Below are 15,112 nucleotides of genomic sequence, written 5' to 3'. Positions count from 1 at the left end.
GGTTAATTCCCCTCTCCTTCAACTCGATACACGCTATGGATGGATCGAACCGCTTCAATTTCTTCTAATGCATGAAGGATAGCATCCATCTGGAATCGACTTGCATTGTGCGTAATTAAAATAATATCAGCAGCGTCATGCCCTTCAACTGGCATTTGCAAAATTTTATCCAGGGAAACACCACTATTTGCGAATTCTTGTGTAATGGCGAGGAATGTGCCCGCTTCATCTTCTCCTTCTAAACGTACGAAGAATTTCGAGAAGATCTCATCCTTCGTTTTCATTTGTTTATCATAGTGAGGAGAAACAGATGACTCACCTGTTACACCAAGGCGAACGTTTTTCACAACATCCATTAAGTCAGACACAACAGCTGTTGCAGTTGGGAGTTTACCAGCACCAGGACCATAGAACATCGTCTCTCCAACTGCGTCCCCGTACACGTATACTGCATTATATTCATCTTTAATACCTGCAAGAGGATGGGCATTCGGAACAAGTGTTGGCTGCACACTCATTTCTACTTTTCCATTCTCACGGCTTGCAATGCCTAATAGCTTCATTGTATAGCCAAGTTGAGCTGCGTAAGAAAGGTCTTCAGAAGAAATGCCACGAATTCCGCTTACTTCAACGTCATCTAGAACGGTTTGCATTTTAAATGCCAGCGTTGAAAGTAGACTGATCTTACGCGCAGCATCTAACCCGTCTACATCTGAAGTCGGGTCTGCTTCTGCGAATCCAAGATCCTGTGCTTCTTTCAATACGTCCTCGAACGTGCGCTTCTCATCAACCATCTTTGTTAAGATATAGTTCGTTGTGCCGTTCACAATCCCCATCATCTTATTAACACGGTCTGAAGCTAGCCCGTTTGTAAGAGATCCAATAATCGGAATCCCACCTGCCACACTTGCTTCATAGCGAATATCACAATGTTTCTCCTTGGCAAGTTCCATTAACTTGCCACCGTGTACAGCCATCATATCTTTATTCGCTGTAACAACATGTTTACCGTTCTGGACAGCTCGCTCAAGAACGTGATACGTATCTTCTATACCACCCATAACCTCTACAATGATGTCGATGTCAGGGTCATTTACAAGTTCATCTACTTGATCGGTTAATAAAGAAGGATCAACCGATGCCCCACGTGGTTTGCTAAGATTGTTTACAAGAATGCGCTTTACATCAATCGAGCATCCCACCTGGTGTACAATGTCTTCCTGGTGGTTCTGTAAAATCTCTACAACACCTGTTCCTACTGTTCCTAGTCCACATAATCCTACGTTTAATTTCTTATCTTGCATCGCTTTCCCCTCCTTATTGTCTATACAAAACGTACATATGTACTTCTATTAAAGACATTATAAAGAGGCTCCCTACTAAACACAACCGTTATCGGAAAATTCATAATTAACTAAGAATGCACCTCTCACCTAACAAGCCTCGAAAAACGAACACCCTCAACATGTTAACCGCTTACATAAAACCAAAATAAAAAAATGAAAAAAAGTATCTTGAATCGCTTTTACGCATTAGAGAGGTAATGGGTGTCTGACACCCGTTATCTCTCTAATGCGTAAAAGCTTGTTTGACATTATGTACTGCTTTCGTTTTTGTGTGTCTCGTCTCGACACTTTTGCTGTGCGTCCTGGCGCTTTCGCTACTTGTCTCGACACTTCTGCCACGCGTTCCGACACTTACGGCGCTCGTCCCGACACTCTTACTGCGCGTCTCGACACTTACGGCGCTCGTTCCGACACTCTTGCCACGCTTCCCGTCACTTACGGCGCTCGTCTCGACGCTCTCACCACGCGTCCCGTCACTCCCGGCGCGCGTCCCGTCACTCTCACCGCCATACATTGCACTAAAACCAAAAAAGCTTCGGTCCGTAACGGACCGAAGCTTTTTTGGTTTGATTAGCACAGTTCACAGAATTCGAGGTCAAAGCGAAGTTCTTCAACGTACTCAGAAGATCCTGTAACAACGAGTTGGTCACCGGTCTTCAGTTCTGTATCTCCGTGCGGAATGATGGATTCATTATTGCGGAATATGCGGACCATGATGACATCTCCTGTGAACGGGAAGTTTCGGATGTACATGCCGTCATATTCATTGTTATTCATCTCAATCTGATACAAGTAACTCTCTTGATTGGTTAAGATGTCCACAACGTTTGGTGCGGTAATAAGTGCTTTTAACAATGCTTTCGATGATAAGAATACAGAGAATACTTCGACTCCATTTTCACGAAGCTTCTGATCAAGTTCGGGGGATTCAGCTCGTGCGATGACACGTTCAACGCCTTGTTCTTTTGCATAAAGGGCAATCTCTGTGTTCAGTTGTTCATCACCTATTGATGCAACAAGAAGATCCACATTGAATACCCCTTGACCCTCCAACAATGCTGCGTCGTATTCTTCTACTTCATTAATATCAAAGCAAGAACGGCTTACTTTTTCATCGATTTTATCGACTTTTGTATGATACAGATGCGTTTTGTAAAGCTTAGGATCAAGCTCACGCACAACCGGTAATGTCATTCGATTCGAACCGATGAAAGCCACTTGCTGAACATGCTCTGTTTCCTCTTCATGAGAATAAAGCTTCTTAAAGATAACAGGGGCTACTAGACAAGATACAACAGAGACAAGAATGAGCGCTCCTTCCATTCTCGTACTGATGAGTCCCATCTTCTCTCCGATGGTAGCAGCAGCAATGACAAGTGAAAGTTTCGCAGTCAGAATGGATCCAGTCGCAAAGACTTCTTTCCACGAATACCACTTTCTTAGGATAAGCGCTGGAATCATTTTAGCAATCACGAGCGCCACGAACAGTAATGGCATAAGCAGTAGAATCTTAGGATCTTGGAACAGTTTCGGAATATTGATTCCTACACCGACCATCACGAAGAAGATCGGAATTAAGAAGCCATAGCCGAAACTATCAAGCCGCTTGACCATTTCCTGATTAGGAGATAATAAAGCGACAACAACACCCGCTAAGAATGCACCAAGAATATTCTCAGCACCTACTGTTTCTGAAATTCCGACCAAAATGAGAATGATCGTGAACACGGCGCGGGTATCAATTTGGATGGTACCTTTCGACATCGTCTCCACAAAGGAGCGATTTTGAAAGTATTTTCCGACAAAGTAAATGGCTACACCGGCTCCGAACAGAATGAGAAGAAGCCACATACTGGAGCTTTCCTCTCCTCCATAAATCGATACGAATACAGCGAGCAAAATCATTGTCGTTAAGTCAGCAATTACCGTTACGAGTAACACAATTTGACCAATGTTGCTCCGTAGCATTTGCGAATCTTTTAGCGTTGGTACAACGACTCCCAATGAGATCGTTGAGATAATCAATGTCATTAGAAAGACATTATCGATAAAACCAGCCAGAACAAATAAATAGGATAGTCCAAGTGACAGCACAAGAATGAATAAGAACATACCAGAAGCCACGACTAATGTGTTCGGGGCTTCTCCACCGCTTGGGAGGGTTTCTTTCTTTTTCTTTCCCGCGAAGGCAGAGAAATCAATCTCAAGTCCACTAAGGAACATGAGGAAGATAAACCCTAAAGTGGACAAGGTTTCAAGCCACATGCCTTCATTTACTAAGTCAAAGCCACTCTGACCAATGATCAGTCCAACGATAATTTCCGCCACCACAACAGGGATGGTCTTTAAACGAAAACGATGAAGGATGATGGGCGTCAAGAATGCTGCGATGACAACAATCACAAGTGATGTAACAGATGCAGAACCGTGTTCCATTCACTTAGCCCTCCTTTACTTCTAGGAAATCAATAAGTGCAAACGTAAAAACGTCGTTGCCATACCGAAATAGATTAAGATTGAAATAATATCGTTAATGGTCGTAATAAATGGACCTGAAGCTACAGCTGGGTCTACATTTAATTTGTGCATGAGTAAAGGAACTAATGCACCCGCAAGTGTCGCGACAATAAGCGTCGACATAATGGAAATTCCAACGAGTAATCCGAGGTAAAAATCACCTTGCCAGAAATACACAATGAACGTAACCAGTACACCGCATGTAAGACCGGTAATCACACCTGTTCCAGCTTCTCGGAAGACAAGCTTAATAATCCCCTCTTTCTCATGTTCCCCCGTTGCAAGACCTCGTACAGCAACCGCCAACGCTTGCGTTCCTGTATTACCAGCCATACCAGCAATAAGCGGAATAAAGACAGCAAGTATGGCGACTTGATTTAATGTTTCTTCAAATCGACCAATCAAGCTCGCGGTCATCATCCCTAAGAATAGTAGGATTACAAGCCAGGGCAACCTTTTCTTAGCCGCTTGTAATGCATTCTCATCCGGACGATCCAAATCAGATACACCAGCAAGCTTTGAATAGTCATCACTCGCCTCTTCTTCCATAACGTCCATGATGTCATCGACTGTGATAATACCTAGCATGTGATTCTGAAAATCAACAACAGGAAGCGCCAGAAAGTCATAGTCACGCATTAATTGAGCTACGTCTTCCTGATCTTCGCCAACTTGCACCGAAACAACTCGGTCACTCATCACTTCAGAAATATACCAATCTTCTTCTGCTATAATAAGATCTCTTAAGGATATAACACCAACTAAATGCTTGTCCTCATCAATAACGAACACATAGTAGATCGTCTCAGCATCAGGTGCTTCACTTTTTAAATGAAGCATGGCTTCCCGTACGGTTTGATTCGCGCGGACCACAACGAATTCTGTGGTCATAATACTACCAGCCGTTTTCTCTTCATAGTACAGAAGTTCTTTGATATCAGAAGCCGATTCCTTATCCATTATGGTCAGGAAGCTAGCCACTTGGTTTTTATCAAGCTCATTTAAAATGTCAGCAGCATCATCCGTTGAAATCTCAGCCAAGATTTGCGCGGCGAATCGTGGGTCCATCTCTGTGAAGTACTCTTCTATATCATCCACGTCAATATGCTCCATGACTTCAGCAATCTCTTCAGGTGATAAATACGTATAGATCTGCATACGCACATCTTGCGTTTGCTCTTCGAAGATCTTCGCCTGGTCATAAGGGTGAATTTCAAGGAATTCAGCTCGGAATTGGTCAATTTGGTCATTAAATAATGCATCTTGAATGTTGTCCCATAATTCGCGTCGTTCATGGTCTTCAAGATATTCCATGGATAAACCCTCCTTTTCGCCGTTTAACCAGAAGTGGTTCAAATAGTCTCTATATATACAGTCTTTTCCACGGTACCTAGTCATTTGACCGTTTTATCGTAAGGTCCACATCTTTTTTTGTCAATGTTCCATTAGTATCCCTCTAAAGACACAAAATGAATCCGATGGAAGAAGTTCTTAAAAAACAGCTCAGAATAGTGTAAACTTTCATATGGGAACATATATTAATTCGGAATCTATGGAAAGAAGAAAGGGATCCTTCATGAACAACAATCAAGGTCTTAAAATAGACTTTACACTCATCATGATTTTAGTCGCGATCGCTGCTGTAAGTTGTTTCACGCTTTACACCATTCAGCCGACGCTTCCTTCTAAGTATGACTACACCAATTTCTTTACGAAACAACTGCAATGGTACGCACTAGGAACCATTGTTATTGGAGTAGTGATGTTATTTGATTATGACCGTTTCCGACAGCTTGCATGGGTTTTCTATGGTATTGGCATTATGATGCTACTAATGCTTGAATTCAACGTCCCTTCTAGCCTTGTTCACGAAAATAACGGGGCACGCAGTTGGTTTAAAATTGCAGGGAACACGATTCAACCTGGTGAATTCATGAAAGTGTTTCTCATCATTTTACAAAGTCATCTTATTGTTCGACACAATGAAAAACGCCCAACTGAACGAAGCCTGAAGTATGACCTATGGCTTCTTGTCAAACTCGTCGGAGTGGCTCTACCTCCGATGGCTCTCATTGCTAAACAACCTGACTTAGGAACGTTCCTTGTATTAGCTGCTATTACAGCTGCACTCATTCTTGTATCAGGAATTCGGTGGAGAATTTTATTAAGTATCATCGGCATCATTAGTATGGTTACCCTTGTCCTTATAGGATTGTTTCAATTCTTCCCTGTGGCGATGGAAAAATTACTCGTTGAATCTGACTTTGGACACGTAACGGGACGCTTTTATGGTTGGCTTCAGCCTGAAGAATACGAGGATTATGGTTATCAACTTGTCCGTGCTATGATGGCCATTGGCTCCGGACAATTGATGGGTAAAGGGATCAACGAAATGCAGGTTTATATCCCAGAGCGCCACACGGATATGATTTTTACAGCCATTGCCGAACAGTTCGGATTCATTGGTTCAAGCGTCGTGGTCACGCTTTTCTTCCTATTAATTTACCGCATGATTACAACAGCACTTGAGAGCAATGAACCGTTCGGAAGCTATTTAACCGTTGGATTAATTGGAATGTTTACGTTCCAAATCTTCCAAAACATCGGCATGTCGATTCAGCTTCTTCCAATCACAGGCTTGCCACTTCCGTTCATTAGCTACGGTGGTAGTTCTTTAATCACTTACATGCTCGCCATCGGGCTTGTGCTTAACATTCGCTCCCGAACGAGAACCTATATGTTTGATTCGTAAAAAAGGTGGAAACGCTAAACAAGCGTTCCCACCTTTTTTCGTTCTGGTGAAGTTTAATGTAGGTAGTGTTTATAATATGGGTAGCTAAGTGAAGGGGGAATAGTTAATCCGGGGACGTCCGTTGCCAAGAAAGTGCTTGGGATGGAGGGGGGACAACTCGCTTTCCTGCGGGGAGCTGGGGAGCCTCCTCGTTCGCTTTCGCTCTCTGTGGGGTCTCCCCTAGGCTCCTTTTCCCGCGGGAGGCTCGACAGCTCGCCCGCGGAAAGCGAGTAATTTCCAGGACCACCTTACTCTCAATTTCAATCAACGGAAACGTTCCTCTAGCTAACATTCCACTCTAGGAGGTTTACTACATGAAAAAGATCGATTGTATTGGAGATGTGCACGGTTGTTATGATGAACTCATCGAACTGTTTGAGAAACTAGGATATAGCACCACAGATGGTATACCTCGCCATCCTGAGGGTCGTATTCCTGTATTTGTAGGAGATCTAACAGACAGAGGGCAGGCTTCTCTTGATGTGATTCGCCTTGTATATAAAATGGTTGTAGACAACAAGATGGCGAAATATGTCCCAGGAAATCACTGCAATAAATTGTACCGCTTTTTTCAAGGGAACCCAGTCAAACAGAAGCATGGTTTAGAGACAACGGTGGCGGAATATGAGGCTTTATCTGAACAAGAGCAAAAAGATATAAAGGAGCAGTTCATGATGCTTTATGAAGAAGCGCCATTGTACCTTGAGGAGCCTGAAGCTAATGCAGTCGTTGCTCATGCTGGGATCCGTGAAGATATGATTGGGAAGTCGTTTAAGAATAAGAAAGTTCATACCTTTGTTTTATATGGTGATGTAACGGGTGAGTTCGATGAGTTAGGGCGGCCCGTGAGACGTGACTGGGCGTATGATTACGAGGGAGATCGGTGGATTGTTTATGGCCATACACCTGTTCTGGAACCTCGTTTCAAACATAAAACCGTTAATATTGATACAGGGTGTATTTTTGGCGGAGCTTTAACGTGCTTTCGTTTACCAGAAGAAAAAATCATCAGCGTTCCTTCTAAACAACCCGAAGTACCTGAGAAATTCCGATCATTTGATGATTAAAAAAGAGGTTGAGGCCAATCGTGCACTCAACCTCTCATATTATTTCTCTATCATGTAATCAGGTTTTCCATATCTTCAGGTAAAGGAGCCTCCACATAAATCTCATGTCCACTAATCGGATGAGGAAATCGAATCGAGCTGCAATGTAACGCCTGTCTATTGATACCTTTTATTATTCCACCATATAAAGAATCACCACGTAAGCTATGCCCTATATAGTTAAAGTGAACTCTAATCTGATGTGTCCTGCCCGTTTCTAAGCGTATGTGAACGAGACTTGTTTCGCGCGTTTCTTTTACCACCACATAATGAGTAACCGCAGCCTTCCCTCTAGGGTCAACACACCGTTCAATAATTGAACCAGGTGCTCGGTCAATGGGAGCATGGATGGTTCCCTCATTCTCCTCCAAATGACCTTCTACCACGGCTTGATACGTCTGGTGGATCTCCCCCTCTTCTTGCTTCCTAGCTAACAGGGAGTGAACAAATCGATTCTTAGCCACAAGAACAACTCCTGAAGTGTCAGCATCAAGGCGTGTTACGACGTGTAAGGTAAAAGGAATATTATGTTGATCATAATACGCCATGAGCCTGTTCCCCAGTGTATCATCTAAATGATGTACAGAAGGGATCGTTGCTAGAAATGGGGGCTTATTGAGAATAATGACTTCATCATCTTCATAAAGAACAGAAATGGGTTTATGGACCGATGCTAAGTGCGGCCCACGCTCTTCAGCAGGGAAGTGAACAAGTAACTCGTCCCCTGCTCTCACCTTAGCCCTTACCGTAACAGGGGAACCGTTGATCAGGATTCCTTGATCGTACTTAATGACCTTTACCATACGACGTGAAAAAGCTCGTACGTGATATAAATAATCTCGTACGAGCATTCCGTCGTGCTTCGGGTCGATTTTGAATTTCATTTCAAAACACCTCTATTTCTATCGTTCGTCTGCTATGAAGGAATCATGGACACGCTTCCAGAATGGGAACGGACGGAAACGAGCGAAACGCACTTTCTCTTTCGCTACACGGCACTGTATGGACTTCACGTCTGAATACTTCCGCGTAATATGATCAAGCGTAATCATAAAACTCTTGTCATTCTGCGGCTTAAGCATGGCTGTATGATGCTTTGGCAAGATCAGCGGAGAACCTACTGTACGGAATACGCGATTATTAATCGACGCCATCTCGGCAATTTGAATCGCTTCAAGAGAAGGATGAATAATCGCTCCCCCAAGTGCTTTGTTGTAAGCTGTACTTCCAGATGGCGTTGAGATACACAACCCATCGCCTCGGAAAGTTTCAAAGTGCTCTCCTTTTATTTCTACATCAAGCACCACAGAGCCTTCAGCTGTCTTAACTGAACATTCATTTAACGCAAGGTACTTATCTTCTGGCTCGTCGCCTTTTGGACGAATGATAATCTCTAGTAAAGGATACTCCACAACTTGAAAAGGTGTCCTTGCAATCTCAATGATTAACTTCTCTAACTCTTTTGGCATCCAGTCTGCATAAAATCCTAAGTGACCTGTATGAACCCCGATAAAGGCTGTCTCTTCAAGACGATGTATATATGTATGGAATGCTTCAAGTAAAGTACCGTCTCCCCCGATTGATATAACAAGATCTGGCTCATCATGGTCCAATTCCAGGTTAAATTCCGTTAAGTAATTTTTCATCTTGGACAGGAATTCATCTGACGCACTGTCCCCTTTTGACAAAATCGCAAATTTCACTTGAGTTCTCCCCCTTTAAAATTAGGAATCAATCATCATCTGTACCCTTTTGATCATGCTTCTGACGGAAGATCGCTTGTGCTTCTTGAATCTCGCTTTTTATTTTTGACATTTCTTCATCTAAACGAAATGCTGCCTCAGAAGCGTTTTTTAAACGGCTCTTCACTTCAGCCGGGATTTGGCCGCTATATTTATAGTTTAATGAATGTTCATTTGTCGCCCAAAAGTTCATAGCCAGCGTACGAATTTGAATCTCTGCAAGCAGTTTCTTCTCTCCCTCAATGGTTTCAACAGGGTATTCAATAATAATATGGTAGGATCTGTAGCCACTCTCTTTTTTCTTCGTAATATAGTCTTTTTCCTCTAAAATATCAAAGTCATTGCGCATTCGAATCATGTTCACGACTGTGTAAATGTCATCTACAAACTGACAAACGACCCGAATGCCTGCTATATCTTGAATTTCATCTTCAAGATTGGAGTATGGTATATCCTTTTTTCTTGCTTTATCAAGGATACTTGTTATAGGTTTTACCCTACCTGTGACGAACTCAATCGGGGAATGCATGGCACCATATTCATACTGTGCTCTCATCCCCTTTAATTTCACCTTCAGCTCATCTACTGCTTGCCTGTACGGAGCTAAAAACGTTTCCCAATTCAATTCTTGCACCACCTTTTATCCAATCATCGTCTATGTAAATGGGTCACGATATTGGCTTGTGATCTATTGTATCATAAATGATTTCATGATTAATATTTGCAATCTTTATCCCATTCATCAATAATAGAAATGGCAAATAAGCCGCATTAATGGAGGAATTTGTATGTCACAAGAAATCGAAATTGAATTTAAGAATTTGCTTACAGAAGAGGAATATGAAGCACTCGTTACCGCTTTAGCCTTTTCCACTGAAGATCGCTTTACCCAGACGAACTATTACTTTGAAACCGATCAGTTTGATCTTAGAGAAAAGCTTGCCGCCCTTCGCATTCGTAAAAAAGGCGATACCTGGACAGCAACATTAAAAGAACCACATGTTGACGGTCTTCTCGAAACGCATGATACGCTGACAGAAGAGGAAGCTTATAAGTGGATGAATGAACAGCCGACATCCGCTCCTAATATAGAAGGTCAGTTAGCATCACTTGGTATCCCGTTCAATAACTTAAGCTTCAAGGGTGCATTAACGACTGAACGCATGGAGAAAGAGTACAACGATACACTAGTCGTTCTTGATCGGAGCCACTTCAATAACGTTACTGATTACGAATTAGAGCTTGAGGCAAATGAAGCCAAACACGGACAAGCTACTTTTGAACAACTATTACAAGAGCACAACATCCCATCACGAGAGACTCCTAATAAAATTCAACGTTTTTTCCAATCTCTACTATAAACAGATTTGTTGAAGTTTTGAACATCCCGTTGCTACAATAAAACCAAACAAATAGGCGGTTCCCCTTATATAAGGGGACGGATCGCCTTCGTTATGAAAGTGGCGAATTCTGCCGCTAAAATAAAAGTAAATGAGGCATTCTTATGAATGATAATCCTGGTACGCTTTATGAAGCAATTGGTGGCCCTTCTGCTATTACAAAACTTGTAGAAGCCTTTTACAGTAGAGTTGCCAAACACCCAGATTTACAACCCATTTTTCCTGATGATTTCACAGAAACAATCCGTAAACAGGAACAATTTTTATCCCAGTTTCTCGGTGGACCTGCATACTATACGGAAGAACACGGGCACCCTATGTTAAGAGCCCGCCACCTACCTTTTGAAATTACACCAACACGAAAGAATGCGTGGTTGTATTGTATGGATGGTGCGCTAGAAGAAGCTGAGATCGAAGAACCTTATAGAAGTGCCATCTTTGAACGCTTAACACACACAGCAAATCATATGATGAACACACCAGAAACAAGGAAAGGAGAATCGACGTGAGTTTTAAGGCAACTGGGGAACACAACAACACGAACCAAACTCCACAATCCCAGTATGGTTTTGTCGACCTTTTAAAGAAGCCGGTTGAGATCTATGTTTTTATCGATCCACTATGCCCTCAATGCTGGTCTTTAGAGCCATTTCTGAAAAAACTTACGCTTGAATACGGGAGATACTTTACCATTCGACCTATTATTAGTGGTAAGCTAACTTCTCTTAATGCAGAAGCCTTTCAAAAACCTGAAGACCTAGCGAAAGTATGGGAAAAGGTCGCTTCTAGAACCGGGATGAGCTGCGACGGTGATTTATGGTTCGAAAACCCTGTCTCCTCTCCTTGGATGGCCGCTTTATCAATCAAAGCCGCAGAGCTCCAAGGCAAGAAAGCAGGCATGCGTTTCTTACGAAAAATACAAGAAAACTTGTTCTTAAATAAACAAAACATCTCAAAAGAAGAGGTCCTGCTTCGCTGTGCTGAAGAAAGCAACCTTGACGTTGAAGAGTTCAAGCAAGACCTTCATTCTGATTCTGCCAAGCGCGCACTTCAATGTGATCTCAAACTAACGCGTGAGATGGAAGTTGAGGAAATTCCAGCCATTGTCCTCTTCAATCAGGAAGAGGAAGACGAAGGCATCAAAATTACAGGTCTATATCCTTACAACGTGTACGTGAATGTACTCCAAGAAATGATGCAAAAAGAACCTCCTGCCGCCACAAAACCGGCTCTTGAAGAATTCTTAAAGCATTATCGCTTCGTAGGTACACACGAGATATCCGTCGTTTTCGACTGGAGCGAGTCGAAAACCGAGTGCGAGATGAAAAAGCTTCAACTCAAACAAAAAGTAGAAAAACATCCCGTAAAATACGGTACGTTTTGGCGTTATGTAAAATAATCACGAAAACCTTCTTTCTAATGATAGAAAGAAGGTTTTTTGTGTTCTATTTGTTTTTAATCAACTATCTATTTATATTAAAATATTTAACTAAGATAAAATTCAACACCAAATCCACCATTTTCTTTCCGTACAAAAAAATAAGCCAGGCGGGGTAGGCCTGGCTCGATCTATGTCTTTATCTTTAAGACAAAGGGGGATGGGAGAAAGTTTCACGGTCAAACAAAGGGGTTATTGTTTGAATGTGATCCTTTTCACATATAAATATATCAAGTATCCCTCTCGATATCAATATTTTTTTATCACCTTCACAAAAACGTCACATCTATCACCTATTGCTTGGAAAGTATGGGACATTCCTTACATAGACTAGAATAATACGTCACCGGAGGTGCACTCATGAACTTATTCCCTTTATTTTGGATTATCGTTACTCTACTTGCTTTTGGGTTCAATTTATTAGGCCTTATGCGCCTCGTTCCTATACTCATTTCCATGCCCTTGTTGTTTATAGCGATCTACTTCACCATCTTCAGCTTCACCCACCGCCGGTCTTTTAGAGGTTTTAAATAGTTTTTAGGGATTAACTATTTCCGTTAACTTGTTTTGAGTGTAAGGTGGGCCGGGAAACAACTCGCTTTCCTGTGGGGAGCTGGTGAGCCTCCTCAGAGAGCGATAGCGAACGAGGAGGCTTCCCAGCTCTCCCGCAGGAAAGCGAGTGGTCCTCCAGCCAGCCCAAACGCCTAATACAGTAACGGACCCCCTCCCTTTCTAATCTCCTTTGGAGATATGCTACCCTTATTAAGAAGTCTTCTGTGGACCAATAAGAATTATACATAACAAAAGGCGACTCCTTTGGGGAGTCGCCTTTGTTTTTTATTTTTGCTTGATTAGTTTTTCGAACTCGTCAAGTTTTTCTTCGAAGACGTCTAGTGCTGCTTCGATTGGTTCTTTTGACGTCATGTCAACGCCTGCTTGTTTTAGGACTTCAATTGGGAAGTCGCTGCTTCCGGCTTTTAGGAAGCCTTTGAAACGCTCAACAGCTGGTTCGCCTTCTTTTTGGATCTGAGAGGCTAGGGCTGTGGCTGCTGAGTAGCCTGTGGCATATTGATAGACGTAGTAGTTGTAGTAGAAGTGTGGGATACGGGCCCATTCTAATCCGATTTCATCGTCTACGACTACATTCTTGCCGAAGTACTTTTCATTTAGGTCATGATACAGTTCTGTTAAACGATCAGCCGTTAGGGACTCACCGTTCTGGGCACGTTCATGAATGTCATGTTCAAACTCAGCAAATTGAGTTTGTCTGAAGACTGTACCACGGAATCCTTCTAGGAAGTGATTCAGTAAATATAGTTTATGCTTCTCATCATTTGTGTTTTGTAGTAGATAATCATTTAACAACGCTTCATTTGCTGTTGAAGCGACTTCAGCTACGAAAATGGAATAGTTTCCATATCGAAACGGCTGAGTACTTGTTGTGTAGTAACTATGCATAGAGTGCCCTAACTCGTGAGCAAGTGTAAACAGGTTATTTAAATTGTTTTGCCAGTTCATGAGGATGTATGGGTTTGTTCCATAGGTTCCGGAAGAATAAGCACCACTACGCTTCCCTTTGTTTTCATCCACATCAATCCAGCGATTTTTGTAGCCTTCTTGAATGATATTGGTATACTCTTCACCGAGAGGAGCTAGTCCTTTTAATACCGTTTCTTTCGCTTCCTCATAAGGGATATCCATATCCACATCCTGGACAAGATCAGCATATAGGTCATACATATGAACATCTTCTAAATCTAATATCTCTTTACGTAGCTCCACATAGCGATGCAAAGCTGGTAAACGATCGTTAACAGCTTCCACTAGGTTATCATACACCTTTTCAGGGATATTGTTAGAATCTAATGCAGCCTGTCGTGCAGAATCATAGTTGCGAACTTTAGCACTAAAATTGTGCTTTTTCACAACACCACTTAATGTTGAGGAGAACGTATTCTTGAAATTGCCATACGTATCGTACATAGCTTCAAATGCCTGTTTACGTACGGAACGATCTTTAGACTTCAAGAAACGAAGATAGCGACCTTGAGTAAGATCTACTTCATTCCCTTCCTCGTCTGTAAGAGTTGGGAATGTAAGGTCAGCATTGTTAAGCATTCCAAATGTTTGTTGAGGGTTAGACATTACCTCAGAAGCTTGTGCAAGCAACTCTTCTTCTTTCTCAGAGAGAGTGTGTGGGCGAGAGCGAGTAATTTCATTTAACGCGTGCTCATACAGCTTCAGTTCCTCTTTTTCATTAAGGTATTTCTCTACAGTCCCCTCTTCCATTGCAAGGATCTCAGGATCAATATAACTCATCGCGCTACCTACTTGCGTAAGCAGACTCTCTGCACGGGTATTCATATCTTGGTAATGTGAGTTCGTCGTGTCTTGATCATAACGCATATGCGCATATGTAAATAATTTCCCTACACGATTCGCCACTTCATCCTGTAACTTTAATAAGTTATATAATGTGTCCGCAGATTCATGTAATTTTCCTTTATATTCTTTAATTTGTGGCGTTAATTGCTTAACAGCTTCAAATTCTTCATTCCATGCTTCATCTGTTGAGAAGATATCTTCGAGTTTCCAGGTCCGTTCTTCTGGTATTTCATCTCGTTTTGGTAGTTCTTTAGCCAATGGTATTCCTCCTTCAATTCTTCGTCTATCTTACATTTCTTTTTCGCGTCTCGAAAAACCTTTAAATATTCAGAAAAATTATTGTTTTTCCTACTAACCATTATACCCGAAACCTTTTTGATCATGCCA

General features: G+C 42.1%; 13 protein-coding genes. 5 read left to right on the top strand and 8 right to left on the bottom strand.

The window, feature by feature from the left end; all coding sequences use genetic code 11:
• Positions 1-2 precede the first annotated feature (2 nt).
• The 4 genes from IMZ31_RS04505 to mgtE form a co-directional block, all read right to left on the bottom strand.
• Positions 3-1,304 (bottom strand): homoserine dehydrogenase, encoded by a 1,302-nt coding sequence (locus tag IMZ31_RS04505; protein WP_207529398.1) that lies wholly within the window; start codon positions 1,302-1,304, stop codon positions 3-5.
• A gap of 265 nt (positions 1,305-1,569) precedes the next feature.
• Entirely contained in the window at positions 1,570-1,923 is a 354-nt protein-coding gene (locus tag IMZ31_RS04500; RefSeq protein ID WP_207529397.1) for a hypothetical protein, read from the bottom strand.
• Positions 1,917-3,782, bottom strand: a complete 1,866-nt coding sequence (locus tag IMZ31_RS04495; RefSeq protein ID WP_207529396.1) for a monovalent cation:proton antiporter family protein — start codon at positions 3,780-3,782, stop codon at positions 1,917-1,919. Before IMZ31_RS04495 ends, IMZ31_RS04500 begins: the two co-directional genes overlap by 7 nt.
• Before the next feature lie 21 nt (positions 3,783-3,803).
• Positions 3,804-5,177: a magnesium transporter gene (gene mgtE / locus IMZ31_RS04490; protein ID WP_207529395.1), complete on the bottom strand. Its 1,374-nt coding sequence runs from the start codon at positions 5,175-5,177 to the stop codon at positions 3,804-3,806.
• A 262-nt stretch (positions 5,178-5,439) separates the two neighbouring features.
• On the opposite strand from mgtE, the gene IMZ31_RS04485 reads away from it, so the two are divergent.
• Positions 5,440-6,615, top strand: coding sequence for an FtsW/RodA/SpoVE family cell cycle protein (locus IMZ31_RS04485; protein ID WP_207529394.1), 1,176 nt, complete (start codon positions 5,440-5,442; stop codon positions 6,613-6,615).
• 353 nt (positions 6,616-6,968) lie between these two features.
• Complete coding sequence (gene prpE, locus IMZ31_RS04480; RefSeq protein ID WP_207529393.1) at positions 6,969-7,721, top strand: bis(5'-nucleosyl)-tetraphosphatase PrpE; 753 nt, start codon at positions 6,969-6,971, stop codon at positions 7,719-7,721.
• A gap of 50 nt (positions 7,722-7,771) precedes the next feature.
• Here prpE and IMZ31_RS04475 read toward each other — a convergent pair whose 3' ends face one another.
• The 3 genes from IMZ31_RS04475 to IMZ31_RS04465 are packed head-to-tail and all read right to left on the bottom strand — an operon-like array spanning position 7,772 to position 10,127.
• Positions 7,772-8,644 carry an RluA family pseudouridine synthase gene (locus IMZ31_RS04475; protein WP_207529392.1) on the bottom strand — a complete coding sequence of 291 codons (873 nt, stop codon included), beginning with the start codon at positions 8,642-8,644 and terminating at the stop codon, positions 7,772-7,774.
• An 18-nt stretch (positions 8,645-8,662) separates the two neighbouring features.
• Positions 8,663-9,463, bottom strand: a complete 801-nt coding sequence (locus IMZ31_RS04470; protein WP_036784872.1) for an NAD kinase — start codon at positions 9,461-9,463, stop codon at positions 8,663-8,665.
• Between the two features lie 28 nt (positions 9,464-9,491).
• A complete protein-coding gene (locus IMZ31_RS04465) occupies positions 9,492-10,127 on the bottom strand; it encodes a GTP diphosphokinase (protein ID WP_305849401.1) in 636 nt (211 codons plus the stop codon).
• A 163-nt stretch (positions 10,128-10,290) separates the two neighbouring features.
• Here IMZ31_RS04465 and IMZ31_RS04460 point away from each other — a divergent pair, with 163 nt between their 5' ends.
• The 3 genes from IMZ31_RS04460 to IMZ31_RS04450 all read left to right on the top strand — a co-directional run bounded on the left by IMZ31_RS04460 (position 10,291) and on the right by IMZ31_RS04450 (position 12,301).
• Complete coding sequence (locus IMZ31_RS04460; RefSeq protein WP_207529390.1) at positions 10,291-10,863, top strand: CYTH domain-containing protein; 573 nt, start codon at positions 10,291-10,293, stop codon at positions 10,861-10,863.
• A 143-nt stretch (positions 10,864-11,006) separates the two neighbouring features.
• Positions 11,007-11,411, top strand: coding sequence for a globin domain-containing protein (locus IMZ31_RS04455; RefSeq protein ID WP_207529389.1), 405 nt, complete (start codon positions 11,007-11,009; stop codon positions 11,409-11,411).
• Entirely contained in the window at positions 11,408-12,301 is an 894-nt protein-coding gene (locus tag IMZ31_RS04450) for a ClpXP adapter SpxH family protein (protein WP_207529388.1), read from the top strand. Before IMZ31_RS04455 ends, IMZ31_RS04450 begins: the two co-directional genes overlap by 4 nt.
• Positions 12,302-13,177: 876 nt before the next feature.
• Here IMZ31_RS04450 and pepF read toward each other — a convergent pair.
• Positions 13,178-14,983 (bottom strand): oligoendopeptidase F, encoded by a 1,806-nt coding sequence (pepF, locus tag IMZ31_RS04445; protein WP_371825482.1) that lies wholly within the window; start codon positions 14,981-14,983, stop codon positions 13,178-13,180.
• Positions 14,984-15,112: the final 129 nt, after the last annotated feature.

The organism is Pontibacillus sp. ALD_SL1 (assembly GCF_017355605.1).
The sequence above is the reverse complement of the archived record's forward strand: the minus strand, read 5'-3'. Positions and strand labels throughout refer to the sequence as shown.

Excerpts from the sequence above, each read along its gene's own strand:
- IMZ31_RS04460 (WP_207529390.1), top strand. The coding sequence starts at position 10,291 with ATGTCACAAGAAATCGAAATTGAATTTAAGAATTTGCTTACAGAAGAG.
- IMZ31_RS04495 (WP_207529396.1), bottom strand. The coding sequence starts at position 3,782 with ATGGAACACGGTTCTGCATCTGTTACATCACTTGTGATTGTTGTCATC.
- IMZ31_RS04475 (WP_207529392.1), bottom strand. The coding sequence starts at position 8,644 with ATGAAATTCAAAATCGACCCGAAGCACGACGGAATGCTCGTACGAGAT.
- prpE (WP_207529393.1), top strand. The coding sequence starts at position 6,969 with ATGAAAAAGATCGATTGTATTGGAGATGTGCACGGTTGTTATGATGAA.
- IMZ31_RS04505 (WP_207529398.1), bottom strand. The coding sequence starts at position 1,304 with ATGCAAGATAAGAAATTAAACGTAGGATTATGTGGACTAGGAACAGTA.
- IMZ31_RS04455 (WP_207529389.1), top strand. The coding sequence starts at position 11,007 with ATGAATGATAATCCTGGTACGCTTTATGAAGCAATTGGTGGCCCTTCT.
- IMZ31_RS04485 (WP_207529394.1), top strand. The coding sequence starts at position 5,440 with ATGAACAACAATCAAGGTCTTAAAATAGACTTTACACTCATCATGATT.
- mgtE (WP_207529395.1), bottom strand. The coding sequence starts at position 5,177 with ATGGAATATCTTGAAGACCATGAACGACGCGAATTATGGGACAACATT.